Origin of the sequence: Halomonas sp. MCCC 1A11062 (genome assembly GCF_021404355.1) — a bacterium.
GTDB classification, from domain to species: Bacteria; Pseudomonadota; Gammaproteobacteria; order Pseudomonadales; family Halomonadaceae; genus Halomonas; species Halomonas aerodenitrificans.
In genome coordinates this window covers 1-23940 of record NZ_JABFTW010000001.1, presented here as the reverse complement: position 1 = coordinate 23940, position 23940 = coordinate 1, and the positions used below count along the sequence as shown (strand labels likewise).

The 23940-nt window shown below is 65.4% G+C and carries 25 protein-coding genes; 10 read left to right on the top strand and 15 right to left on the bottom strand.

The window, feature by feature from the left end:
• Positions 1-178: 178 nt before the first annotated feature.
• Complete coding sequence (locus tag HOP58_RS00125) at positions 179-700, bottom strand: peptidylprolyl isomerase (RefSeq protein ID WP_026037834.1); 522 nt, start codon at positions 698-700, stop codon at positions 179-181.
• A gap of 402 nt (positions 701-1102) precedes the next feature.
• Here HOP58_RS00125 and HOP58_RS00120 point away from each other — a divergent pair, with 402 nt between their 5' ends.
• The 9 genes from HOP58_RS00120 to HOP58_RS00080 all read left to right on the top strand — a co-directional run bounded on the left by HOP58_RS00120 (position 1103) and on the right by HOP58_RS00080 (position 10562).
• Entirely contained in the window at positions 1103-3106 is a 2004-nt protein-coding gene (locus tag HOP58_RS00120; protein WP_234259071.1) for a heme lyase CcmF/NrfE family subunit, read from the top strand.
• Positions 3106-3687: a DsbE family thiol:disulfide interchange protein gene (locus tag HOP58_RS00115; protein ID WP_234253303.1), complete on the top strand. Its 582-nt coding sequence runs from the start codon at positions 3106-3108 to the stop codon at positions 3685-3687. Before HOP58_RS00120 ends, HOP58_RS00115 begins: the two co-directional genes overlap by 1 nt.
• Complete coding sequence (locus HOP58_RS00110; protein WP_234253302.1) at positions 3684-4175, top strand: cytochrome c-type biogenesis protein; 492 nt, start codon at positions 3684-3686, stop codon at positions 4173-4175. Before HOP58_RS00115 ends, HOP58_RS00110 begins: the two co-directional genes overlap by 4 nt.
• Positions 4172-5065: a c-type cytochrome biogenesis protein CcmI gene (gene ccmI, locus HOP58_RS00105; protein ID WP_234253301.1), complete on the top strand. Its 894-nt coding sequence runs from the start codon at positions 4172-4174 to the stop codon at positions 5063-5065. The genes HOP58_RS00110 and ccmI overlap by 4 nt, the downstream gene beginning before the upstream one ends.
• A 30-nt stretch (positions 5066-5095) precedes the next feature.
• Positions 5096-5857 (top strand): Crp/Fnr family transcriptional regulator, encoded by a 762-nt coding sequence (locus HOP58_RS00100; protein ID WP_010626192.1) that lies wholly within the window; start codon positions 5096-5098, stop codon positions 5855-5857.
• Positions 5858-6138: 281 nt separating this feature from the next.
• On the top strand, positions 6139-7761 hold the full coding sequence (locus HOP58_RS00095) for a cytochrome D1 domain-containing protein (protein WP_234253300.1): 1623 nt from the start codon (positions 6139-6141) through the stop codon (positions 7759-7761).
• Between the two features lie 125 nt (positions 7762-7886).
• Complete coding sequence (locus HOP58_RS00090) at positions 7887-9590, top strand: NapC/NirT family cytochrome c (protein ID WP_202949051.1); 1704 nt, start codon at positions 7887-7889, stop codon at positions 9588-9590.
• Between the two features lie 28 nt (positions 9591-9618).
• Positions 9619-9975, top strand: coding sequence for a plastocyanin/azurin family copper-binding protein (locus HOP58_RS00085; protein WP_010626195.1), 357 nt, complete (start codon positions 9619-9621; stop codon positions 9973-9975).
• A 32-nt stretch (positions 9976-10007) separates the two neighbouring features.
• A complete protein-coding gene (locus tag HOP58_RS00080; RefSeq protein WP_010626196.1) occupies positions 10008-10562 on the top strand; it encodes a hypothetical protein in 555 nt (184 codons plus the stop codon).
• Between the two features lie 125 nt (positions 10563-10687).
• On the opposite strand, the gene HOP58_RS00075 is transcribed toward HOP58_RS00080, so the two are convergent.
• From HOP58_RS00075 to HOP58_RS00020, 12 genes are all read right to left on the bottom strand, one after another.
• Positions 10688-11050 carry a DUF6164 family protein gene (locus tag HOP58_RS00075; RefSeq protein WP_010626197.1) on the bottom strand — a complete coding sequence of 121 codons (363 nt, stop codon included), beginning with the start codon at positions 11048-11050 and terminating at the stop codon, positions 10688-10690.
• Entirely contained in the window at positions 11050-11628 is a 579-nt protein-coding gene (locus HOP58_RS00070; RefSeq protein WP_010626198.1) for a hypothetical protein, read from the bottom strand. Before HOP58_RS00070 ends, HOP58_RS00075 begins: the two co-directional genes overlap by 1 nt.
• Before the next feature lie 91 nt (positions 11629-11719).
• A complete protein-coding gene (locus HOP58_RS00065) occupies positions 11720-12121 on the bottom strand; it encodes a c-type cytochrome (protein ID WP_010626199.1) in 402 nt (133 codons plus the stop codon).
• Between the two features lie 31 nt (positions 12122-12152).
• Entirely contained in the window at positions 12153-12749 is a 597-nt protein-coding gene (locus HOP58_RS00060; RefSeq protein ID WP_010626200.1) for a nitrous oxide reductase accessory protein NosL, read from the bottom strand.
• A gap of 30 nt (positions 12750-12779) precedes the next feature.
• Positions 12780-13604: an ABC transporter permease gene (locus HOP58_RS00055; protein ID WP_010626201.1), complete on the bottom strand. Its 825-nt coding sequence runs from the start codon at positions 13602-13604 to the stop codon at positions 12780-12782.
• Positions 13601-14548, bottom strand: coding sequence for an ABC transporter ATP-binding protein (locus HOP58_RS00050; protein ID WP_234259069.1), 948 nt, complete (start codon positions 14546-14548; stop codon positions 13601-13603). Before HOP58_RS00050 ends, HOP58_RS00055 begins: the two co-directional genes overlap by 4 nt.
• A complete protein-coding gene (locus HOP58_RS00045) occupies positions 14545-15885 on the bottom strand; it encodes a nitrous oxide reductase family maturation protein NosD (RefSeq protein ID WP_234259068.1) in 1341 nt (446 codons plus the stop codon). The genes HOP58_RS00050 and HOP58_RS00045 overlap by 4 nt, the downstream gene beginning before the upstream one ends.
• Before the next feature lie 57 nt (positions 15886-15942).
• Complete coding sequence (nosZ, locus tag HOP58_RS00040) at positions 15943-17838, bottom strand: TAT-dependent nitrous-oxide reductase (RefSeq protein WP_010626204.1); 1896 nt, start codon at positions 17836-17838, stop codon at positions 15943-15945.
• A gap of 3 nt (positions 17839-17841) precedes the next feature.
• A complete protein-coding gene (locus tag HOP58_RS00035; RefSeq protein WP_234259066.1) occupies positions 17842-19983 on the bottom strand; it encodes a NosR/NirI family protein in 2142 nt (713 codons plus the stop codon).
• 312 nt (positions 19984-20295) lie between these two features.
• Positions 20296-20607 (bottom strand): c-type cytochrome, encoded by a 312-nt coding sequence (locus HOP58_RS00030; protein WP_010626206.1) that lies wholly within the window; start codon positions 20605-20607, stop codon positions 20296-20298.
• A gap of 97 nt (positions 20608-20704) precedes the next feature.
• Positions 20705-21151, bottom strand: coding sequence for an Rrf2 family transcriptional regulator (locus tag HOP58_RS00025; protein ID WP_010626207.1), 447 nt, complete (start codon positions 21149-21151; stop codon positions 20705-20707).
• A 39-nt stretch (positions 21152-21190) separates the two neighbouring features.
• The gene (locus HOP58_RS00020) at positions 21191-21613 is read right to left on the bottom strand and encodes a DUF454 family protein (RefSeq protein WP_010626208.1); all 423 of its coding nucleotides are present in this window, start codon (positions 21611-21613) and stop codon (positions 21191-21193) included.
• A 64-nt stretch (positions 21614-21677) separates the two neighbouring features.
• Here HOP58_RS00020 and HOP58_RS00015 point away from each other — a divergent pair, with 64 nt between their 5' ends.
• Positions 21678-22883 (top strand): NnrS family protein, encoded by a 1206-nt coding sequence (locus tag HOP58_RS00015; RefSeq protein ID WP_083861761.1) that lies wholly within the window; start codon positions 21678-21680, stop codon positions 22881-22883.
• Positions 22884-23005: 122 nt separating this feature from the next.
• Here the strand turns inward: HOP58_RS00015 and HOP58_RS00010 are convergent, their stop codons facing one another.
• Positions 23006-23473: a DUF805 domain-containing protein gene (locus HOP58_RS00010; RefSeq protein WP_234259064.1), complete on the bottom strand. Its 468-nt coding sequence runs from the start codon at positions 23471-23473 to the stop codon at positions 23006-23008.
• Between the two features lie 183 nt (positions 23474-23656).
• Positions 23657-23940, bottom strand: a 284-nt coding sequence (gene tssD / locus HOP58_RS00005; protein WP_234259062.1) for a type VI secretion system tube protein TssD, incomplete at its 5' end; no start/stop codon positions are given.

Below are 23940 nucleotides of genomic sequence, written 5' to 3'. Positions count from 1 at the left end.
TTGCGCGGTGCTCGGAATCCTCACATATACCCCATATGCTCCGGTTCCTGTGCTCCGTGCGCCTTGTGCTTCATCCCGCTCGTCGATTTGTGCAGCGCTTCCCTAAGACACCCAAGCCCATACGACGACGCCCGCCATCGACCGATGGCGGGCGTCGTCGTGTCTGGGTGGTGCTCGTTTACTGCACTTCGGCACGCTCGATGATCACGGCTTCACGGGGCACGTCCTGGAACGGGCCGCGGCTGCCGGTGGGTACACGCTTGATGGCGTCGACCACGTCCATGCCCTCCACCACGCGACCGAATACCGCATAGCCCCAGGCCTGGCCGGAGTGGGTGCCCTGGTGGTTGAGGAAGGCGTTGTCGCTGACGTTGATGAAGAACTGTGCGGTGGCGGAGTGCGGGTCGCCGGTACGGGCCATGGCCAGGGTGCCGCGCTCGTTGCGCAGGCCGTTGTTGGCTTCGTTGGCGATCGGATCGCGGGTCGCCTTCTGGCGGAAGTCCTGATCGAAGCCGCCGCCCTGGATCATGAAGCCGTCGATCACGCGATGGAACAGGGTGCCGTCGTAGTGACCATCCTGCACGTAGGTGAGGAAGTTCTCGACGCTCTCGGGGGCCTGGTCCTTGAACAGCTCGATGCCGATGGGGCCGTGGTTGGTGTGCAGCACGACGTCGGCCGCCTGGGCGTGGGCGGCGGCCAGCGGCAGGCTGGCGGCGGCGAGCAGGGTGATCAGAGTTCGCTTCAGCACGGTAGCTCCTGTTGTTTGTGATGAGTGTTCGCGGTGAGTGTTCGCGGTGAGTGTGAGGCGGGAAAAACGCTGTGCCTAGCTTACGTCCAGACGTGTCCGCTGTCAGGCTTTCGTCGCCTGAAGTGGGGCGCGACATCCGGCCGCGCCGTTTTGTTTGACATGGATCACAACCCCACCGTGAAAAGAAGTATTGCGTGTAGATATTTAGCGCCATTGGTCGGACCATTCCTGTCATGCCGGTCGAGGCGCGCCTGCTCTTAGTCTTTCATCCCGTTCGTCTCGGCCACTCACGTTCGTCAGTGACCGGTCGCCGCGCTTCTCTTCGGCACCGGGGAAAGCGGGAGGTGCCGGCCCATGGTGGCGGAACTCGGAAATTTTGCCCTTATCCTGGCGCTGTGCCTGGCGTTGGCTCAGAGCGTGCTGCCCCTGGTGGGCGCCCAGCTCGGTAACGCCCGGCTGATGCGCACCGGTCGCTTCCTGGCCACCGGTCAGTTCGTTTTCCTCTCGCTTTCGATGGCGGTGCTCACCTGGGCCTTCGTGGTCGACGACTTCACGGTGCGCTACGTGGCCAGCCACTCCAGCCTCACCCAGCCGCTGATCTACAAGGTCACCGCGGTATGGGGCGGCCACGAGGGCTCGCTGCTGCTGTGGGTCTTCACCCTGGGCGCGTGGGGCGCCGCCGTGGCCTACTTCAGTCAGTCGCTGCCCAGGGAAATGCTGGCGCGGGTGCTGGCGGTGCTGGGCATGGTCTGCGTCGGCTTCATTGCCTTCACCATCTTCACCTCCAATCCGTTCGAACGCGTCGTGCCGGGTCCGCTGGACGGGCGCGGCATGAACCCACTGCTGCAGGACCCGGGCATGATCCTGCATCCACCGCTGCTCTACATGGGCTACGTAGGCATGGCGGTGGTCTTCGCCTTTGCCATGGCGGCGCTGCTCGGCGGCCGCCTCGATGCCGCCTGGGCGCGGTGGTCGCGGCCCTGGACCACGGTGGCCTGGGTGTTCCTGACGCTGGGCATCGCGGTGGGCTCCTGGTGGGCCTACTACGAGCTGGGCTGGGGCGGCTGGTGGTTCTGGGATCCGGTGGAGAACGCCTCCTTCCTGCCCTGGCTCACCGCCACGGCGCTGATCCACTCCCTGGCGGTGACCGAGAAGCGCGGCGGCTTCAAGGTCTGGACCCTGATGCTGGCGATCATCACCTTCGCCCTGACGATACTCGGTGCCTTCATCGTGCGCTCGGGCGTCATCACCTCGGTGCACGCCTTCGCAACCGACCCGGAGCGTGGGGTGTTCATTCTCGTCATGCTCACGCTCACCCTGCTCGGTTCGCTGACCGTCTATGCCTGGCGGGCGCCCAGGGTGGGGCTTGGCGGCGCCTTCGGCTGGTACTCCCGTGAATCCTTGTTGCTGGCCAACAACGTGCTGCTGACGGTGGCCTGCACCGCGGTCTTCATCGGCACGCTCTACCCGCTGGCGCTGGATGCCTTCGGGCTGGGCAAGATCTCGGTGGGCCCACCCTACTTCGATGCGGTGTTCGCCCCGGTGATGCTGCCGCTACTGCTGCTGGTGGGCCTCGGGCCGTCGGTGCTGTGGAAGCAGGCCAATCCTGGCGAGACCTTTCGTCAGCTGCGCTGGGTGCTGGCGGTCAGCGTGGTCGCCGGCGGGCTGTGGCCGCTGACCCTGGGCGCCTGGCGTCCCATGACGGCGCTGTCGCTGATGCTGGCCGTCTGGATCGTACTCACCGCAGTGCTGGATATGCGCAAGCGCATGGGCTCGGCGCGCCAACCCCTGCCGGCGCGGCTGCGCAAGGTCATGCGGCCGAGCTTCCTGGGCATGCATTTGGCCCATATCGGCCTGGCGCTGATCGTGGTGGCCATCGCCATGGTCAACACCTACGAGGTGGAGCGTGACGTGCGCATGCAGCCGGGGCAGAGCGCTTCGGCGGCGGGCTTCGACTTCACCCTGCTGCGCATGGAAAGCGTGCGTGGCCCCAACTGGGATGCGGATCAGGCGGTGGTCGAGGTGCAGCGTAATGGCCGGCTGGTGGCAACGCTGCTGCCCCAGCGTCGCTACTACGACACCCACGCCGAGATGCCCATGAATCAGGCCTCGCTGCATCGTTCGAGCACCCGAGACGTCTACGTCTCGCTGGGCGAGCGGCTGGTGGGCGATGCCTGGAGCTTCCGGCTCTACTACAAGCCCTACATGTTCTGGATGTGGTCCGGCGCGATTCTGCTCTCGCTCGGTGGTCTGCTGGCGGCCTGCGACAAGCGTTACCGTCTGGCCAGGAACCGCGTGGTCAGGCCGCAGCGTCGGTCGGATGAGATCATTACACAAGCGCAGGAGGCGACCGGCTGATGAAACTTCGCCTGTTACTGCCGCTGGTCGCCACCGTTGCCCTGCTCGGCCTGCTGTTCGTGGGCCTGGGCATGAACTCCCGCGATCTGCCCTCGCCGCTGGTGGGCAAGCCGGCGCCGGCCTTCGCTCTCGAAGCGCTGGAAGACGCCGAGCGCCTGGTCACCGAGCAGGACTTCATCGGCGAGGTGGCGCTGGTCAACGTCTGGGCCACCTGGTGCAGCACCTGCCGCTCCGAGAAGCCGCTGCTGATGGAGCTGGCCCAGGGCGGCATTCCCATTCACGCCTTCAACTACCGCGATGAGCGGGAGGCGGCGGTGCGCTATCTCGGCGTCAGCGGCAACCCTTACCGCACCATTGCCTATGACCCCCGTGGCGATGCCGGCATCGACTGGGGCGTTTACGCCACGCCGGAAACCTACGTGCTCGATGCCGAAGGGGTGATTCGCTACAAGCGCATCGGCCCGCTCTCCCGCCAGCTGCTGCTCGACGAGGTGCTGCCGCTGGTCGAGAAGCTGAGAGCCGAGCAACTGAGAGCGGCGCAGCAGCGCAAGAACGAGGCGAGGAGGGTGGCGCAATCATGAAGCGATCCCTGTTCCTGAGCCTGCTGGGCCTGCCGCTGTGGTTGGCGGCGGGGCTCGCCATGGCCCTGGCCATCGGCCAGCCGCTGGAGTTCGACAACGAGGCCCAGAAGCGTCAGTACGACACCCTGGTGCGCGAGCTGCGCTGCACGGTGTGCCAGAGCGAGACCATTCACGAATCCAACGCCGAGCTGGCCGCCGACATGCGTCGGCGGGTCTACGACATGACCCTGGCCGGCCACGACGCCGACGCCATCGTCGAGTTCATGGTCCAGCGCTACGGCGACTACGTGCGCTACCGGCCGCCGCTGCAGGCCAACACCTGGCTGCTGTGGGCGAGCCCCTTCCTGCTGATGTTCGGCGGCGCCCTGGTGTGGTGGCGCGTCGTCGTCGGGCGGCGAGGCATGGCCGAGCGCCCCGACTTCACCGAGCAGGAGCGCGCCGTGCTCGAACGGCTGCGTCATGAAGACTGCTCCCGGAGGATGAGATGAACGGACTGTTTCTACTCTTTGCCCTGCTGCTCTGCGTTTTGGCGCTGACGTTCGTGCTCTATCCGCTGCTGCGCGAGCCACGCAGAGAGACGCTGCCGTCGCGCCGGGCGGTCAATGCCAGCGTGCATCGCGACCGGGTTCACGAACTGGAGCAGGACCTTGCCGCTGGCACCCTGACCCAGGCCCAGTACGCCACGGCCGTGGCCGACCTGGAGCGCGAGCTGCTCGACAGCGGTGCCATCGAGCCCGACGAAACACCCTCGGACGCAGGACAAGGTGGGGCGCGTGCGGTGGGCGCTGCCGCCATCGTCAGCATTGCCGTGCTGCCGTTCATGGCGATCGGCATCTACCTGGCGGTGGGGCATGCTGAAGAGGTGTTCGCCACTCAGCGGCCCGCCGGCGAGATGGCGGTTGCCGAGCCGACCGCAGCCACCGAAGCCGAGCTGCGAAGACAGTTCCAACTGATGGCGCAGCAGCTCCAGGGCCGCCTGGCCCAGCAGCCGGACGACGTCGAAAGCTGGGTGCTGCTGGGCCGTACCCTGGTATTTCTTGAGGACCTGGACGCCGCCGAACGCGCCTTTCGTGAGGCCATGGCCCACGGCGGCGACGGCGATCCCGATCTGCTCACGCGCTATGCCGACGTCATGGCCGAGCGTCAGGGTGGCCTGAGCGGCGAACCTTTGCGCTTGATCGAACAGGCCCTGGAGATTGACCCCTACCATGCCCAGGGGCTGTGGCTGGCCGGATCCCGGGCCTACCTGGAGGGGGAAATGACGAGTGCCCGCGACTACTGGGAGCGCCTGCTCGACGTGCTGCCGCCGGACTCGCCGGAAGCCGAGATAATTCGCGGCAACCTGGCCCAGGTGACGCAGACCACCACGGAAGGCTGAACCGGAGCTGCCATGATGAAGGAGAAACCTATGAAATCACCGCTGAGTCGTGAGGCCCTGCAGGCCGTCAGGCAGGTACCGCTGTTCTCGGGGCTCGGTGACGAGACCCTGGCACTGCTCACCGACGGCGCCCTGGAGCGCAGCTATCGTCGCGGCACGCTGCTGTTCAGCGCCGGCGAGCCGGCGGACCGCTTCTACGTGGTGCTGAGCGGCTGGGTGAAGCTGTTCCGCGAGAGTTCGGACGGCAACGAGTGCATGGTGGGACTGTTCACCCGCGGCGAGTCCTTTGCCGAGGCGGCGATGTTCGATCGCCTGGGGTTCCCGGTCAACGCCGCCGTCGCCGAGGATGCCCGCCTGCTGGTGTTCACCGCCGATCACTTTCTCACCACCCTGGAGCGCAACCACGGCCTGACGCTCAACCTGCTCGCTAACCTGACGGGCATGCTGCGCTATCTGGTGCGTCAGCTCGACCAGCTGACCAACCAGCCGACCTACCAGCGCCTAGCGGCCTTCATCGTTGCTCTGTGCCCCTGCGAAACCAACCGGGCCACCGTCTGCCTGCCCTGCGACAAGCTGCTCATCGCCGGCCGGCTCGGCATGAAGCCGGAGAGCTTCTCGCGGGCCATGGCCCGGCTCAAGGAGGTCGGGGTGAGCTGCGAGCGCAACTGTGTGCACGTCGAGGACATCGCTGCTCTGCGCCGCTTCGCCAATACCGAAGAAGAGGAGCTGCTTTCGCCGCTGCCCAGTGTGGTGCCGGAGCAGCGAACCGCGGCGATGCGCCCCTGTCGCTGACGCTCACCCCTGCCCATGCCGCCCTCATGCATACCCTGCGCACCGGTCTGCCCAGCGGACCGGTGCTTGCCTGCCGCCGGTTATTTCGCCCCTCTTCTGACATAAGTCAACTCCAGAATGCATCAATTGACAGTGGTCAAGTGAGCCAAAAGTCAAAGCTGCTACTAATGGCGGCAGGTGGGGGGTGGCTGAAGCGCATGGTCGCCGAGCGGTTGAGAAGAAAAGGTCATGCCGGGCACCCGCCAGCCACTACCCGAAGGGGAAACCAAGCGAGGCACGATATGCACAAGCGAGCATTGACCAAGGGGATCTTTGCCCTGAGCTTTCCATTGGCCGCGATGATGGGGATGGGTACTGCCCAGGCCGCGGCCCCGGAAATGACGGCCGAGGAAATGGAGCGCGCCAGCGCCATCTACTTCCAGCGCTGCGCCGGCTGCCACGGCACCCTGCGCAAGGGCGCCACCGGCCCCAACCTGCTGCCCGAAAACACTCAGGAGATGGGCCAGCGCCGCCTGGAGAGCATCATCGCGCTGGGTACCGAAGGCGGCATGAACAACTTCGACGGCATCCTGGATGAAGAGGAGATCACCCTGATCTCGAAGTACATCCAGCAGACCCCGGAAGAGCCGCCTGAGATGTCGCTGGCCGACATCCGCGAGACCTGGCGCATCCTGGTGCCCCAGGAAGAGTGGCCGGACTCGCCCCAGCACGACCGCAATTGGGAAAACTTCATGGTCACCATCCTGCGTGACCGTGGCGCCATGGGCATCATCGACGGCGACACCAAGGAGCTCATCACCGAGGCCGAGACCGGCTATGCCGTGCACGTGGCCAAGTCGAGCTCCGACGGCCGCTTCTGGTACGTCCAGGGCCGTGACGGTCGTCTGACCAAGATCGACCTGTGGATGGACCCGCCCCAGGCGACCGCCGAGGTGTTCATCGGCATCGACGCCCGCGACGTGGCGGTGTCTCACTACGGCGAGTGGGCGGACAAGTACGTCATCGGCGGCGGCTACTGGCCCCCGCACTTCGTGATCGCCGACGCCGAGACCATGGAGCCGCTCAAGGTCGTCTCCACCCGTGGCTACGACACCGAGGGCAACTACGTCCACGAAGCCCGCGTGGCGGCGCTCTACGATACGCCTCATGCGCCCTCCTTCCTGGTCAACGTCAAGGAGACCGGACAGGTCTGGCAGGTCGACTACAGCGATATCGACAATCTGCGCATCGACCACATTGCGTCTGCCGAATATCTGCACGACGGCTTCTTCGACTCCACCGGCCGCTACTTCATGATCGCGGCGAACTTCAGCCACAAGATGGCCTTCGTCGACACCGTGGAGCGCAAGCTCGTCGGCCTGCTCAACACCGGGCAGATCCCCCACCCGGGCCCGGGTGCCAACTGGATCGATCCGGAGTGCGGCCCGGTGGCCGGTACCACCCACCTGGGAGAGGGCCTGGTGACCTTCTGGGGCACCGATCCCGAGGGCCATCCGGAGCATGCCTGGGAAATCTGCGGCACCGTCGAGACCGACGGCCCGGGCCTGTTCCTGCGCAGCCATCCGAACTCGCCCCACGTCTGGATCGATCAGGCCATGCACCCGGAGGCCGACGTCAACCAGTGGATCATGGTCATGGACAAGGAGACCCGCGAGCTGACTCCGATCCACGTTGCCGATCGTCCCGCCGAGCATGACGCGGTGGCCGTGCACATGGAGTACGACCAGTCCGGCACCGAGGTGTGGGTCTCCATCTGGGCCCGCGGCCGTGGCCACCAGGACGATGGCGCCATCGTGGTCTTCGACGACGCGACCCTGGAGGTCAAGGAAGTCATCGAGAACCTGAACACGCCGACCGGCAAGTTCAACGTCTACAACCGTCTGAAGAAGTACGAGCGCGGCTAAGCCCGCCGGCCGGAGCGCCCCGCGGCGCTCCGGCTTCTTCTTCAGTCGCTGCGTGCGGAGCGCCTGCAGAAGAAGCCGACAGCCCAGGCACCACCGGGAGGCAGGCATAAGCAACAGCAAGACTCGTGGCACGACATTCTGGGGAGAGCGAGATCATGGGGGAGCGTCTACGAAACTGGCGCAGGATCACCATCATGGGGGCATCGTTGGGTGCCGCCGTGGTGTTCTTCGTTGCCGGCATCCTGTTCTGGGGCGGTTTCAACACCGTGATGGAAGCCACCAACAGCATGAAGTTCTGCAGCACGGCGTGCCACGAGATGAGTTGGGTGCACGAGGAGTACCTGGACCGGCCCCACTACCAGAACGCCACCGGCGTCGGGGCCACCTGCTCGGACTGTCATGTGCCTGACTCCTGGGGGCCCAAGATGGTGCGCAAGATCGAGGCCAGCCGCGAGGTGTGGCACTGGATGTTGGGTACCATCAACACCAAGGAGAAATTCGAGGAGAAGCGTCTGCACCTGGCGGAAAACGTCTGGCGTTCGATGCTGCGCACCGACTCGCGTGAGTGTCGCAACTGCCACGACTGGTCGGCCATGGACCTCGAGCAGCAGGCGCCGCGCGCCGCCCGCGAGCACGCGCGTGGATTCGAGCAGGGCCAGACCTGCATCGAGTGCCATCAGGGCATCGCCCACGAGCTGCCCGAAGACTGGGACGAGTCGCCGGTGTGGGCAGCCCGTTTCGAGCACGACGAGCCCGTCACCGATCTGCCGGAGCGCGGCGAGCCGGCCCTGCCGCTGGAAGCCGAGGAGCTGGGCGAAGCCGTGGCGGCCGAAGGCGACATCGCCGCGACCCTGGACTGGAGCGACGTGCCGGCGCTGGACCTGACTCTGTTCCTGCCCGGCCAGGCCTCGATCGAGTGGATCCAGGACGGCAGCTCTCACGGCGGCGGACGCGCCTTCAGCTTCGGCGACCGCTGCGTGTGGTGCCATGCGGGCGAAGAGGCGCAGATCGGAGCGCTGGCCACCAGCGCCGAGAAGATCGAGACCTATGACCTGGGCGACAAGCGTGGCCACATCCCGATGACCGTGCAGGCCTCCTTCGATGACGACTACCTGTTCATGCGCTTCCAGTGGGAAGCCGGCGAGCACGCGCCGCTGCCCTTCGTCGACGGCGGCCGCATGGATCCGGACAACCCCATGAAGCTCACCGTCAGCTTTGCCGACGAGCGGGTCGACATGGCCGACCGCGGCGGCTGCTGGGCCAGCTGTCACCACGACTCCACCTACATGCCCGATGCGCCGGAGGCGGAAGCCCTGGCTCAGAGCGAGCTGGCCGAGCGCCTCGACATGCTCAACGGCGTGACGAAGTACCTCAGCGAGAGTCGCAGCGAGATCGAGATCCGCGGCCGCCGCGGCGCCGCGCGGGGTGGCTGGGACAAGCTCAAGGACGAGGCGGAGATCGCCGAGCTGCTGGGCGGTGGTGTCTATCTCGATATCGCGCGCTACAAGAGCGGTGCCGAGCTCACCGAGAGCGGCTATATCCTCGAGCAGCGACATCTTTCCGAGAGCGAAGCGGTGGTCATGACGGCGACGGAGGAGAACGGCGTATGGACCGCCTATCTGACCCGGGCCCTGCGTACCGGCGTGGAGGGCGACAAGCCGCTCGCCACCGACCGCAAGTACAGCTTCAACGTGGCGCTGCACGATGACTATGCCGCCTCGCGCTTCCACCACGTCTCCTGGCAGTACGGTCTGGCCTTCGACGCCGAGATTCCCGGCGACTTCGAGGAAGACATGGTGGAGATCAACGCCACGCGCATCACACGGTGATGCGTCCGGATCCGAGGAGGAGTGCGCAATGAACATGCACGAGCGGTTTCTGACCACCCTTGGCCTGCTGGGCGCCCTGCTGATCGGCGGGGCGGCCCAGGCCGGCGGCGATGTGGTCGAGATCGAGATGGTCAACAACCGCTTCCAGCCGGATGAACTGGAGGTCAGCGTCGGCACCACGGTGCGCTGGGTCAACGCCGAGCGCCGCTCCAACCACGACATCTATTTCCCCGACGAGGAGATCGCCTCCGGCCGCCTCTTCCCCGAGGAGAGCTGGGAGCGTACCTTCGATGAAGAGGGCACCTACGAGTACTACTGCCAGCCCCATCACAACCGGGACATGGTCGGCGTGATCCATGTCGTGGCGGCCGAACAAGACGATTAGACGATGGCTGTTCAAGCCCAAGGGGAGGACGCATGGCGATGACCACGAAGCTGGTGGCGCTGACGGGTGGGTTGTTCACGGCGCTGGCGCTGATCGTAGCGAGTGTCGCCACCGCGGCTGAAGAGATCACGGGCTACCGCAGCGCCGAGTTCGGTATGTCGTCCGAAGCGGTGCTGGAGCGGCTCGAGCAGGACGGCGTGACGGACATCGAAATACGTGAAACCGAAGACAACGATCGACTCATCGACGGCGAGCTGCAGGTGGAGGGCGAGCCGGTGACCGATCTGCGCTACGTCTTTCCGGCCGGCAGCGACCGGCTGGCCCTGGTGGTGGCCTTTTACCCCGACGTGGCGGATCACGCGGCCGTGAAGGATCAGTTGGTCTCGCAGTACGGCCAACCTTGGGGCGAGGAGATGACCGAGTGGTGGTTCGAGCAGCTCAAGGAGGGCATGCCGGTGGCTCCGAATGACCTGACGATCTGGGGTGGCAGCGAGAGCGAGCGCCAGGAGCGTAGCCGCTTCGTGCGCCTGTGGGCCTTCGACGACTATCTGACGGTGGAGTACCTGGATACCCGGCTGCTGCGCTGACACCACCAGCCGCCAAAGGCAAGCCGCCGCCCGCGGGCGGCGGCAGTCGAGTACTTTGCTCGGACTCGTGCACGAGCTGATTTTTAACGCCGTATGGCCAAGCGCAGGCAGTTTTCAGGCAGTGCCTAGATGAGGCCCAGGAAGGGTACTAAAGTCAGCGCCAGTATCGCTGCCACGGCGCACACCACCAGCAATACCTGCAAGGGATGATGGCGCAGGCGCTGCCACAACGTGGGCGCCTGGCCGCGCTCGACCTGCTTGGCATGTTCCTGCCGCACCCGCTCCTGACGCTCGGCCTGGTAGCGGGCGAGCGCTTCCCGCGCCGCTTCCAGTTGGGTGTCGTCGCGCAGCCAGATGGCGTCGACCCCCAGGCGCCAGAAGCCGGCGTGGGTCTCGTAGGTATCGAAGCCGTGCTCGTCGAGCAGGCGGCGCACCTCCCAGGCCTCTTCCTCGGAGACGTTGGCCAGCCGGAACAGCAGCGTTGCCATCAGCCGGCCGCCTTGCACAGTTGCTCGGCGCGGGCGATGGCCTCGTCGGCACCCGTCAAGTCGAAGCTCATGAACCAGTAGTCCTCGTCGCCGCGATCGAAGCGCAGGCGCAGGGTCTCGCCGTCGCGCATCTCATCGAGCAGCAGATCCAGCTCATCGAGATAGAAGTTGACGTAGAAGCCGCGGTCGCCGCGCTGGGTGATGAACTCCGCGGCGCCGCTGTGGATGGTGGCGTAGTCGACCCGCAGGTCGCCGGGCACCAGGTTGGCCACGCGGCTCTCCGACTGCAGCTCTTCGAGCTCGACGCGTACTTCCAGCCACGGCAGGTCGCACACCCCGGGGGTGTAGTTCACGCTGAAAATGGAGTCGCTGTAGCTGTGCTGCTCCAGAGCGCGGAAGTGGCGCTCCTCGCCCAGCGACAGGGCCAGCGAGTGCCAGTGGCCGTGAGCTTCGACATCGCTCACGTTGTAGTTGGTGGCCAGTGCCACGTTGGCAAAGGGAAAGGCCGCCAGCAGCGCCGTAGGCACCAGGCCGGCGAGCAGCCGGCGGGCGGCGTGTGGCCGAAGGGATCGGGTCATGTTCGGGTTCCTGATCGACAGGCCTGGGATGGTAGCACTCGCAGCGCGCCGCGCCGACCCCGTCAGGTGTCGGTTACGGCGAGGAGTGGCTTCACGGCACGCTTGCGTCGGCGCCCTCAGTGCGCGGCTCCTGCTGCGTATGGGGCTCAAGCTGTGCCTGGGGGGCAAGCCGTGAGTAGTAGGCCGCCAGGTCGGCGATGTCCTGATCGCTGAGACCGCGGGTCATGCTGGCCATCAGGTGGCCGCGCTCGCCGGCCCGCAGCGACTGCATGCCGGCGATGAAACGCGCTTCGTCCATGCCGGCGATGCTCGGGTAGCGGGAAGTCACACTGCGCCCTTGATAGCCATGACAGCTGGTGCACAGCTTGGCCATGTCGGCGCCGCGCTGCGCGTCGCCGACCAGCGCCGGAGAGGAGGTATCGCCGGACCAGACGGCCTGGCTCAGCGATATCAGCAGCATGGCGATGGCACGCGAGGCGAGCTTCATGACCATGGGCTGGACCCTCCCCTGCAGTGGGTACGTATCAGTGGCCGTGCATGGCGCCACCGTGACCGGCGTGGTCATTCACTTCGTTGCCATGGCCTTCGTGACCGGGCATGCCGCCGTGGTGCTGCATGCTGGCATCCGCCCGCGCGAGCTCGGTCAGCAGCTCCAGGTCGATGTCGCCGAAGGCGAGCACCTCGCCGCCATGGGTCTCGCTGAAGGCCTCGGCATGATGGCGCTCCCTGAAGGATGCCAGCGTATGGCCCATGGCGCCACGCTGGTCGTGGCCCGCCACGTACCAGGCTTCGCTGGCCAGGATGAAGGCGTCGTCGGCCGGCCGGCTCCAGGGGGTCACGGCCACGTCGTGGACCCATGCATGGCTCAGGCGGTTCTCGTTCTCCGGCTGCAGCAGGAAGGCGAACATATCGGTGGTGGAGCAGAACTTGCGTACCGCCTCGTCGCGATTCAGATAGGCCTGGCCCTTGGGGCCCGGCAATTCTGCGATCAGCATGCCGCAAACGTGGCAGCTGTCGCCGTCGGTGATCGGCTGGGCCGCGGCGAGGGGCTTGTCTTCACTGCCGCTGCAGCCCGCCAGCAATACGGCAAGAACCAGGGCGGTAAGGGTAGTGCGTGTCATGGTCTTTCTCCGAAACGGGCAAATCAGGGATCAGGCGGAATGGTGGCGAAAGCGCAGGATGGCCAGTCCCAGCGGAGCCACGATCCAGCCGACCAGGATCAGCAGCAGCCAGCCGGCATGGAAGGCGGTGTTCTGGGCGATGGCGGTCACCCCGGTGTAGGCCTGGGCGGACTCGAAGCCGACCATGTTGATCAGGCGGAAACCGTCGGTGGGATTGAGCAGCAGCAGCCACGGCAGCCAGTCGCCGCCGCTCTGCACGCTCACCAGCAGTGCCAGCAGGCCGAGATCGAACACCAGCACGAACAGGAACCACACGCCCAGTGCCAGCCCGGCGGCGCGCGCCTTTTCGGTCACCCACACGCTGATCAGGTAGGCGAAGGCGATGAATACCCAGCCCAGCAGCACGCTGCTGAGGATCAGCAGGCTGAGGCTGGCGACCAGATCGCCGAGCGCCACGCCGTCGGCGGCGAAGGCGATCACCACCCCGGCAATGCCGAAGCCCAGCGCCGTGGCGGCGCCCAGGATCAGGCCGTGGCCGAGGAACTTGCCCAGCAGCAGCGAGGTGCGACTGAGCGGGTAGGTGAGCAGCAGCAGCAGGGTGCCCGACTCCTGCTCGCCGACCACGGCGTCGTAGGCCAGCAGCAGGGCGATCAGTGGAATCAGGAACACCGCCAGGGTCGACAGGCTGACCACCGTGGTGGCAAGCGACGTGAAGCCCATGCCGCCGCTGGCGGCGGCGCCGAACCAGGCGATGCCGACGGCGAGTGCGGCCAGGATCAGGGCGATGGCCAGCACCCAGCGATTGCGCAGGCCGTCCTGGAACTCCTTGCGGGCGACGATCAGGGTGGTGTTCATGGTGTGCCTCGCTGGTCAGGGGTGGACGAAGCTGCGGTGACGGGCGCCGAGAAGTGGGCGTACAGGTGCTCCAGCGTCGGCGGCAGCACGTCGATGTCCTCGACCCCCGGCGTGCCGGTCAGCCGGCGCAGGGCGCTCATCTTGGCCGAGGGGTGAACGCCGAGCTCCAGCGCTGAGCCGTTGAGGTAGCGCGGGGCGATGCGGCTGTCGTCCCAGCCGGCGGTCCAGTCGACCCCGGGCCAGCGGCCCTTGGCGCGAATGGTCAACGGTAGCGAGGCTTCGCGGCGCAGCTCCTCGAGGCTGCCCAGCGCCAGGCGCCGGCCGGCGCCGAGGATCAGCGCGCGGTCGATGTAGGGCTCCACCCCAGGCAGCACGTGTGAGGAGAGCAGCACTGTGCAGCCGCGCTCGCGCAGTTCGCGCACGGTTTCGTAGAAATCCCGGGTGGCGGCAGGGTCGAGCCCGGTGGTGGGCTCGTCGAGCAGCAGCAGGCGCGGCTCGCCGAGCAGTGCTTGAGCCAAGCCCAGGCGCTGGCGCATGCCTTTGGAGTAGGTCTTGACCCGACGCTTGGCCGCATGGCCCAGGCCGACCTTCTCGAGCAGCTCATCAACCTGCCGACGATCGATGCGCTTCAGGCGGGCGAAATAGTCGAGTACCTCGCGACCGGTGAGCTGTTCGTAGAAGCTGACGTTTTCGGGCAAGTAACCCAGATGGCGGCGCAGGATTTCGGCATGCGCGCCGTCGGGGGCGCCGCCGAGCACCTCGAGCGTGCCGGCACTGGGCGAGATCAGGCCCAGGATCAGCTTCATGGTGGTGGTCTTGCCGGCGCCGTTGTGGCCTAGCAGGGCGAGTACCTCGCCCTCCTTGACCGTGAGATCGAGGGCCTCGAGGCGGGTGAGGTCGCCATGGCGCTTGGTCAGCCCGTGGCATTCGATTACCGGATTCATGAGTGGGCTTCTCCAAGGCTAAGGGCTTCCCCAGGACTAAGGGCTTCCCCAGGGCTAGGGGCGTGCATCAATGGGGCGCTGTCGCGCACGCCCTGGGCGCGGAAGATGGGGAACTGGCGCTGCACCCAGCGCAGGGCGACCACGGCGGGGCTGTGCAGCAGCAGGCGCGCCTCGGGGTGGCGCCACAGCAGGCGGTCGACGGCGTCGTTGGGCTCGTAGGGCGTATCGCCGACGCCGTTGCCGTCCAGGTCCCAGCCCAGGTAGTCGCTCCAGTAGTTGCCGCGGCCGTCCCGAGACCATTCCTGATGGCGGGTGGCCACGTACATCACCTGCTGACGGTTGTTGAGGAAGGCGTTGTCGTAGAGGCGGTTGTTCTCGGAGCCTGCCGTCAGGTGGATGCCCATCTCGCTGTCGGCCAGGCGGTTGCCGCGAATCTCGTTGTGCTGGGAGTTGTAGATGAACAGCGCCTTGCCCTCGGCGCCGAGCGTGACGCCGTGCTCGCTGCCGCCGGGCCCGTGCCAGGCGGTGATGCCGCGAATGTCGTTGCCGGCGATGGTGCTGTAGTTGACGTAGTTCATCAGGATGCCGTAGTTCATGTCGCGCTCGGAGCGGTTGTTCACCACTTCCAGATCGCGGGACATCATCAGCGCGTATCCGGCGCGGGTGCCGCTGGTATGGTTGCCCACGATCTTGCCGCCGTGGGTGAACATGTAATGAATGCCGAAGCGCGAGTCGCGCAGGCGGTTGTTGCGAAAGGTCAGGTCGCGGCTGGTATCGACGTAAATCGCATCGCGGCTGTCGCGTACGTCGTTGTCGGCGATGGTGCCGCCGCTGATGTTATAGAGGCGGATAGCGTCGCCACGGTCCTGGGAGCGCACGCCGGTATTGCCGGCGATGCGGTTGCCGATCACGCTGGGTGTTTCCAGGTGCCACAGCCACAGACCGAAGGCCACGTTCTCCAGCACGTTGTTCTCGATATGGATGCGGTGGGCCTCGCGCTCGACATGGATACCAGCGTTCATGTCGGTCAGATTGAAGCCGGAGTTGCGCAGGGTCAGGCCCTCGATGCGCACGTCCGGGGCGCTAATGCGAATCACGTCGCCGTTGCCCTCGCCGTCGAGAATGGCGCCGGGCTCGCCGCGCAGGGTCAGCGGCTTGTCGATCAGAATGCTGCCGATGTGCAGCCCTTCAGTGAGGATCAACTCGCTGCCGGGGGCGGCGGCATCGATATGCGTCTGGAGTGGACCGTCGCCGGGCGCGATGCGCAGCTCGCCGAAGGCGAAGGTCGCCGTCAGCAGCAGGCCGCAGCCACCCAGGAAAGAAAAGAGACGTTTCACTACGGTCACCTCGAGTAGGACAGTGGCCGGCCCCGCGGGGCCGGCCGGGTTACATCGTCATGCGGGTTCTACGAGCATGCGACCTGACATCTCCATGTGCAGGGCGTGGCAGAACCAGCTGCAGTAGTACCAGTGGACCCCGGGTTTGTCGGCAACGAAGGTCACCGATGAGGTCTGCTGCGGATGGATCTCGAAGTTGATGCCGTGGTTGACCAGGGCGAAGCCGTGGCTGACGTCCTCGATGGTGTCCATGTTGGTGACCACGATGGTGACCTCGTCGCCCTGCTTCACGCGGAACTCGGTGGTGCCGAAGCTCGGCGCCACCGAGGTCATGTAGACGCGCACCTTGTTGCCGTCGCGAATGACCTTGTTGTCGCGTTCCAGGGTCACGCCATCGGCCTGAGCCATGGCCACGGTCTCGGCGAAGTAGGGGTCGTCGCGGGTGTAGACCTGCGACGGGTTGAGCTGGTCGGCACGGATCATCAGCGCATCGTGGGGCTCGGCGTAGGTCGGGCCGTCGTGGATCAGCTTCATCTGCTCGCCGCTGATGTCGATCAGCTGATCGTTCTCGGCATGCATCGGACCCACCGGCAGGAAGCGGTCCTTGGAGAACTTGCACAGCGCGGTGAGGTACTTGCCGTCGACGTCACGGCTACAGGCCAGCGAGGCCTTGATGTGGCCGATGTTGTAGTGCACGTCGATGCGGTCGCGGATGTAGTTCACCTCCTCGCCGTTGTAGGCGCGAATGGAGTCCTCGATGTTCCACTTCACCACCTGGCTGTCGAGGAACAGCGAGGTGTAGGCGTTGCCGCGGTTGTCGTAGGTGGTGTGCAGCGGCCCCAGGCCCACTTCCGGCTCGGCCACCACGACGTCGCGCGGGTCGGACAGGCCACCGTCGAACCACTCGGCCACGCGGGACCACTCGATCACGGTGCAGGTCGGCGACAGCTTGCCGCTGACCACGCAGTACTTGCCTTCCGGCGGCGCGGTGTTGACGCCGTGCGGGCTGCGCGGGGTCGGCACATAGAGGGCAAAGGCGTTGCGGCCTTGGTGGGCCTGCTCACGGGCGTCGACCACCGGTACCGGGGAGTCGCCGATGGTGGTGTATTCGCCCGCGGCAACGGCACGCTCGATGGCCGGCACGTCGAATATCACCGTCCAGTCGCGCTCCGGGCCCATCATTTCCGGCAGGGTCATGCCGCGGGCCGAGTTGTAGCAGGAGGCGGCGACGAAGCGGCCGCTGTAGTCGGTGTCGCAGTTGTCCAGGTTACCGTCGACGATCGCCTGCCACTTGAACTCCATGGTCTCGGCGTCGATGCAAGTCATCATGGTCCAGTATTCGGACGGATCGTCCAGGTACTCGCCGTTGTTGTTCAGCGGCACGATCATCTCACCCGCCGCGAAGACCCGCTCGGTACTCGGCACGCGCTGCAGGGTCAGGCCGTGGATCGACTGCACGTTGGGGATGGTGAGGATCTTGTCGGCACGCATGATGTCCAGGCGAATCCGCGCCACCCGGGTGTTCAGCTTGTCGTTGATGAAGCAGTAACGACCGTCGTAGCGGGCGTCGGTGTAGCTTACCTTGGGGTGATGGGTGTCGCCGTTGAGCGGGGCGTTGGGGCCCAGCACGCGCTTGGATTCATTGGTGATGCCCCAGCCGGTGGCGCTGTCGACGTTGAACACCGGGATGCGCAGCAGCTCGCGCATGGAGGGCACGCCGAGGATGCGCACCTCGCCGGAGTGGCCGCCGCTCCAGAAGCCGTAGTACTCGTCCAGCTCGCCCGGCTCCACGTGGTGCTCGTTGTTGGTCGCCGCCTCGGCGGGGCGGCTGCGCACCAGGGCACCGGCGCCGAAACCGCCGGCCAGGCTGGCCCCGGCCACGCCGGTCACTGCGCTGTTGCGCAGGAAGTTGCGGCGGCTGAGGTCCTTGATGTGGTCGTTATTGTCGCTCATGGTTCACTCCTCCTGAAGAGTGGGAATGCGCTGCAGTTTGGCCTGGCTGCCCTGCGCAGCATCGGCCGGATAGGTTTCCACGGCACCGCCCTTCGAGGAGCCGCGAGCGGCCTTCTCGTAGCGCTTGCGGCGCTTGATCATCGGCGGACAGCGCCGGTCGTCGTGGTAGGTCACCTGGCAATCCAGGCAGTAGTGGCACTCGTTGGCGTTGATGCGGCCGTCGGGGTGGATGGCCTGCACTTCGCATTCGTTGGCGCAGATCTGGCAAGGGGTCCCGCAGCTGCCGCGATGGCGCTTGAGCCAGTCGAACAGGCGCAGGCGGGCGGGAATGGCGAGCCCCGCGCCCAGCGGGCAGATGTAGCGGCAGTAGGCCTTGTGGGTGAAGGCCGAGATGGCGAGCAGGCCAAGGGCATAGGCCAGGAAGGCCCACTCGCGCTGGAAGCGCATGGTCACGGCGGTCTTGAACGGCTCTACCTCGGCGTAGCGTTCGGCCTGGCCCAGCGAGTGCAGCGAGACCGCGAACAGCGCCAGCAGAATGATGTACTTGATCGCCCACAGCCGCTCGTGCAGGGCGAAGGGCACTTCGAACTGAGGCACCCGGAGCTTGCGCGCGGCCTTGTTGATCAACTCCTGCATGGCGCCGAAGGGGCACAGCCAGCCGCAGAACACGCCGCGGCCCCACATCAGCAGCGTGACGGCGACGAACGACCAGAGGATGAACATCATCGGGTCGATGAGGAACGACTCCCAGCTGAAGCCGCCCATCAGCGAGTGAACGAAGGTCAGGATGTTGACCACCGAGAGCTGGGCCAGGGAATACCAGCCGATGAACACCACGGTGTAGACCAGGAAGCCGACCCGCAGCGGGTTGAATACCCTGGGATAGCGCACCAGCACGTCTTGGAACAGCATGATCGCCGTCAGTACGGTCAGGCCGGCGCCGAGCACGGCGATCTGGAAGGTGCGGTCGCGCCACACCTGGACCCACAGGGCCTCCTCTACCGGGGGCTCGAAGCGCTCGATGAAGCGTTCGGGGATGCTGTAGTGGGCGTTGAAGCGGACGAACTCGGTCTCCAGCGGCCCGGCGGCGCGGCGCACCAGCAAACCCAGCTCCCAGGGCTCGCCCGGGTCGAACTCGGCCTCGTTGCGGATGATGAAGATGTCGCGCTCGGTCAGCCGCGGTGCCCCGTCGATGCCGAGGCGCACGATGCGCCGGTGGTCGCTGTCCTGGAAGGCGATGTTGGTGTTGCCCTGAGAGGCCTCGATACGGTCGAAGATACCGCCGCGCACATAGCCGGAGCCCTTGAAGGAGTAGTCGCCACTGGCCATGACCCCAATGGCATGCTCGCCCTCGTCGAGTCGCTCCATCAACTGCTCGTAGACGATGTCGCCGAGCAGATTGCGGCCGGCGGTCGGCGCATTGAGATAGGTGACGTAGAGATCGATGAAGGTGTTCTCGGCCGCCTGACCGCTGGCGTAGCCTTCGGCGGCGGTGCCGACGAAGGCCTCGTCGATCTCGCCGTGGGTCAGGTGCAGACGGCGAATGGTGCCGTCGCCTACCAGGGTTTCCCAGTCGGCCGGCTCGAACACCTCGTAGCGTACTTCGGCCGGCGGTGTGGCCAGCGGGTCGTCAATCAGGCCCTGCTCGGCGGCGACCCGGCGGGCGGAGCGCATGACGGTCTCTGTGAGCACGATCACGGTGACCGTGGCACCGGAGATGGCATCCAGGTTCTCGCCCACGCGTAGCCGCGCGTTGACGTGATGGGGCGCGTGGGCATCGGCATAGTCGATCAGGCGCTGCTCGGGAATGCCCACCAGCATGATCGGCTCTTCGTGGCCGAGAATGGTGGCCTGAGTGATGCGAGCTTCCAGGTCGATGCCCACCAGCATGTTGATCGGTTTGCCGGAGTAGGCCGGAATCGGCGCAATGTCGTCGGTCTCGAAGGCGTAGCCGAGCAGGGTGTCGCCGGTGTAGACCGCCTTGGCGGCATGCTCTCCCTCCACTTCCGCCAGTCTCGTGGCGCTGGGGAACCCCGCCTTCACCTGGGAAAGTTCAAAGGCTTGCGCGGACGCGCCGAGCAGCATCGACAATCCAAATACACAGGCAAGAATCAGGGTGAGGAGCGGGTAGCGCCGGATGGACATGGGCATTCCTTATCAAGCGCTTGTTCGAGGCCAGGAAAAGGACTTGCCAGGAACATGCATTTGAAATGTTGCTTATGTTGTTGTCCATCATGCCAGTTGACCAACGTCATCGAATTGACGTGGATCATGCGCGGGAGGGACTGGGGACGAGGTTGAAGAGGTAGTCCCGAGGGAGTAGGCAGGCTTGGTTACGGTGAGGTGTGGTGATGTCTGGAAGAGTATTGCGAAGGGGCGGCGGGGCGCGTGATGGCGATCTTGGCCAGCCGCCCCGCCGCTCAGGCGGAAATGTCCGCCTGAGCTTTGATGGCGTGATTAGAGCACCGGCTCGAGCATGAAGTCGACGGCGGCCTTCACTTCCTCGTCGCTCAGGTTGGCGTGTCCACCCTTCGGCGGCATGGCGCCGATACCCTCGATGGAGTGGGCATACAGGGTTTCCATGTCCTGCTCGAGGCGCTCGGCCCAGGCGTCGGCATCGCCCTTGATCGGGGCGCCGGCGGCGCCGGTCATGTGGCACGCCATGCACGCCTGGTTGTAGATCGCCTCGCCATCGGGCTCGGCCTGGGCCACGGTGGCAAAGGCCAGGGCGGCAGAGCCGGCGAGCAGAGCGGCGGTAAGTTTCTTCATGGGTTTCTCCTTATGCTTGATTCACGGTGAAGCCAGTCTTTTTTAATTCCACTCGAGGGCTGGCCTCGATTTACAGCCAAAGCGGATTTTGGCACATCTATGCGGCGCCTGTCGGGATCTGCATTAAGCGCGCGAGCTGGGGCTGCCGTCTGCCGAGCATGTCGGCAAGGGTGTAACGATCCAAGACTTCCATGAAAGCGCCCATCGCCTCGTTGAGAATGGGCTTGAGTCGGCAGGCCGGCGTGATGATGCATTCGTTATGATCGCGGAAACACTCCACCAGGCCGAGCTCGTGCTCGGTATCGCGCACCAGTCGTCCCAAGGTGATCTCCTCGGGGGGCCGACTGAGCAGCAGGCCGCCGTTCTTGCCGCGGATGGTGGTGATGTAGCCACGATGACTCAGATCCTGGACCACCTTCATCAGATGGTTGCGCGAAACGCCGAAACTCTCTGCAATCTCGTGGATGGTGGCCCGCTCTTCCCCTTTGACGGCGAGGTAGAGCAGAACGCGCAGCGCATAGTCGGTGTAACGGGTCAGATGCATGAAGTTCGGCCTGTCTTGATGGGCGTCAATTAAGGTGCGCTAACATCTTCTTATCATAACACTGCTTCGTTGCTTGCTCGCGCTGGGCATGGCTGTGGCATCGGGTCGCGTCAGTATGAAGGTGGCCACACAGCCGAAAATCGCTGCTGTCGTCCCCAGCACCAAGCCGGGTGCACCGCCGAACCATAGTACCAGCCAACTGAAAGCAAGCAGAACGATGGCGAGTTGCTTCGTCCTTCTGGCAATGGCCCGCTGCTCGCGCCAGGCATGCAGTGGCGGGCCCAGTCGCGGATGGTGCCATAGCCAACGCGCCAGGCGCGGCGAACCCTTCGGCGCTGCCCAGGCGGCCACCAGCAGAAAAGGGGTGGTCGGCAGCAGCGGCACCACCAGCCCGGCGGTGCCCAAAGCGATGGCTCCGTAGGCAAGCATTCGCCAGCCCAGGCGTAGCACGGTTTCTCTCATCACACCCTCGCGAAATTTTCGAGGCGCAGTTTCGCGCGTTCATTCTAAGTAGTATTTTATATACATGTTTAAAAACTTTGCCAAGTCTACGTACGCACCGGACCCTCAAGCGGGGGAGCTGCGGCTCCCGGCCTGGCGTTGGCTGTTCCCCTTGGCGGCCTTGCATGCCGCCCTGATGGTACCGCTCTCGCTGCTGGCGCTCTATCACGGCTGGACAGCGGTACAGCTGGCGACCCCGGCAGCCCATGCGCGCGAGATGCTGTTCGGCTTCGCCCTGGCGGTGATCGCCGGCTACCTGTTGGGACCGGTGCCGCGCCGCCAGCTGGCCGTGCTGGTGACGCTCTGGCTGTTGGGTCGAGTGGGCGTGCTGACCTGGCCGGGCGCCGTGGTGGCCTCGCTGGCCGACGCAGCCTTCGCGCTGTGGGTGGCCGGGGGGCTGGTGCCACGCTTCATCGCCGCCAAGAAGTGGCGCAACCGGCTGCTGTCGCCGCTGCTGGGCATGATCTGCCTGCTGGCAGTAGTGACCCTGACCTGGCGCTATCTCGACGACATGCCGACCACCGCGCCGCTGATGCATCAGAGCGTGCTGTGGCTGGTGCTGCTGATGACCTTCATGGGTGGTCGCGTCATCGTTCCGGCCGTCAATGGCTATTTCGCGCGAGAGTTCGCACGAGAGTTTCGCCAGGCCGGGGTGGGCGTGCAGCCGCGTCTGGAGGCGGCGCTGATCGTGCTGCTGGGGCTGGCGCCCTTCGTCATGCTGCTCGATCTGCTGCGCCCGTTGGCGGCCTTGCTGGTGCTGGCAGCGGGCCTGCTGGTGCTGACTCGCATCTGGCACTGGCGGCCGTTAGGCTGCCGTGAGCGGCCGGATCTGCAGGTGCTGATGCTGGGCTATGCCTGGCTGGCCATCGGCCTGGTGCTGCTGGCGCGCAGCTGGTGGGCGCCGCAGCATGCCAGCACCGCGTTGCACGCCTTCACCGTAGGGGCGCTGGGCACGCTGTCCAGCAGCATCATGCTGCGCCACGTGATTCTGCGTGCCAAAGGCCGCCCGGAGCGGGAGCGAGTGCTGCTGCCGCTGGCCGGGCTGTTCGCCACGGCAGCGGTCCTTCGCCTATGGGCCATCGATGCCGGCAGTGCCTGGCTGCTGCTGCTGTGGGGCTCGGCGCTGGCCTGGAGCCTGGGCTGGCTGCTGGTGGCCTGGCGGCTGTGGGTGTGGATTCGCCGATTGCCTCTACGTGACAACGCCACACTTGACTCGGGGCTCAATAGATAACCCAGTGCTGCAAAAAGCCGATGCGACGATAAACGGCGCAGGTGGTATGGATCCTGGCTCGTGTATACGGGGAGCGACTCAACCTGCTTCCAGTTCAGCCAGTCAGATACCATAGATGTCTTTCAGTAACGAAGTGAGCCAGCATCGATTATTGAAATACTGGCCATCAGAACGACAAGGCTCATAATGACGACAAGGACGCAAAGAGCTTTTTCTGCATCGCTATTTGGAGTAGATGGTACGCCATGGCGATTGGGCCCCGGGGTGCCGGGAGCGAAGAGCAACGCCAAGCCGATAAGTAGACCTACGAAAGGAACGAAGTATAACAATAACCACCAACCGGTGGCGTTAAAATCATTCAGGCGACGGGTGCAGTGAAGCACCATCATCACCATGCATGGAATCCATGCGAGCATGACGATGAGTGACAGCGCGACACCAGCACCGTCGCTACTCGATGAAACCCCCACCAGAATGGCCAATAGCATAAGTGCCGCAGGTATAAAGATCATGGTAGACATGTAAAGAAAAAAGCGAAGTCGGCCGATCCTGCCCCTGCTTTGAAAAATACTGGGCGCGTATGAGTCCATGCGTGAGTTCTTTGCGCTGCCAGGAGTAGCTGAAGCTCTTGCGGGCATTTGAGTCCTTGCGGGTTGTCTGCTTTAGAAACCGTGTGGGTAGTCGGAGGTAGGTTTCGATAGCAAGAAATGGGAGATATGAAAAGTGGACCAGCCCCACCCAGCGAGCTGACGGGTGGGGCTGGTGCTAGCCGATCAAGACTCGATCGGGGCGCGCCAGTCGTCGGAACCGGAGGTGCCGGCGACGTTGTGTTCCCAGTCGATCTTGCGGTAGGCCAGGGACACGTCCATCAGCTGAGTGAACTCAGACTTGGTGGAGTCCTGGGCGTGCGGCATGCGCAGGTTGATGTCGACGATAGTGGCGTCGGTCAGGGTGGTGGTGAAGAAGTGCTCCTGCTTGCCCTCGACGGAGGTGCGGTACCACTTCAGCTCGACGTTCGGCAGCATTTCGCCGGAAGCCAGGGCGTTGTACATCAGCG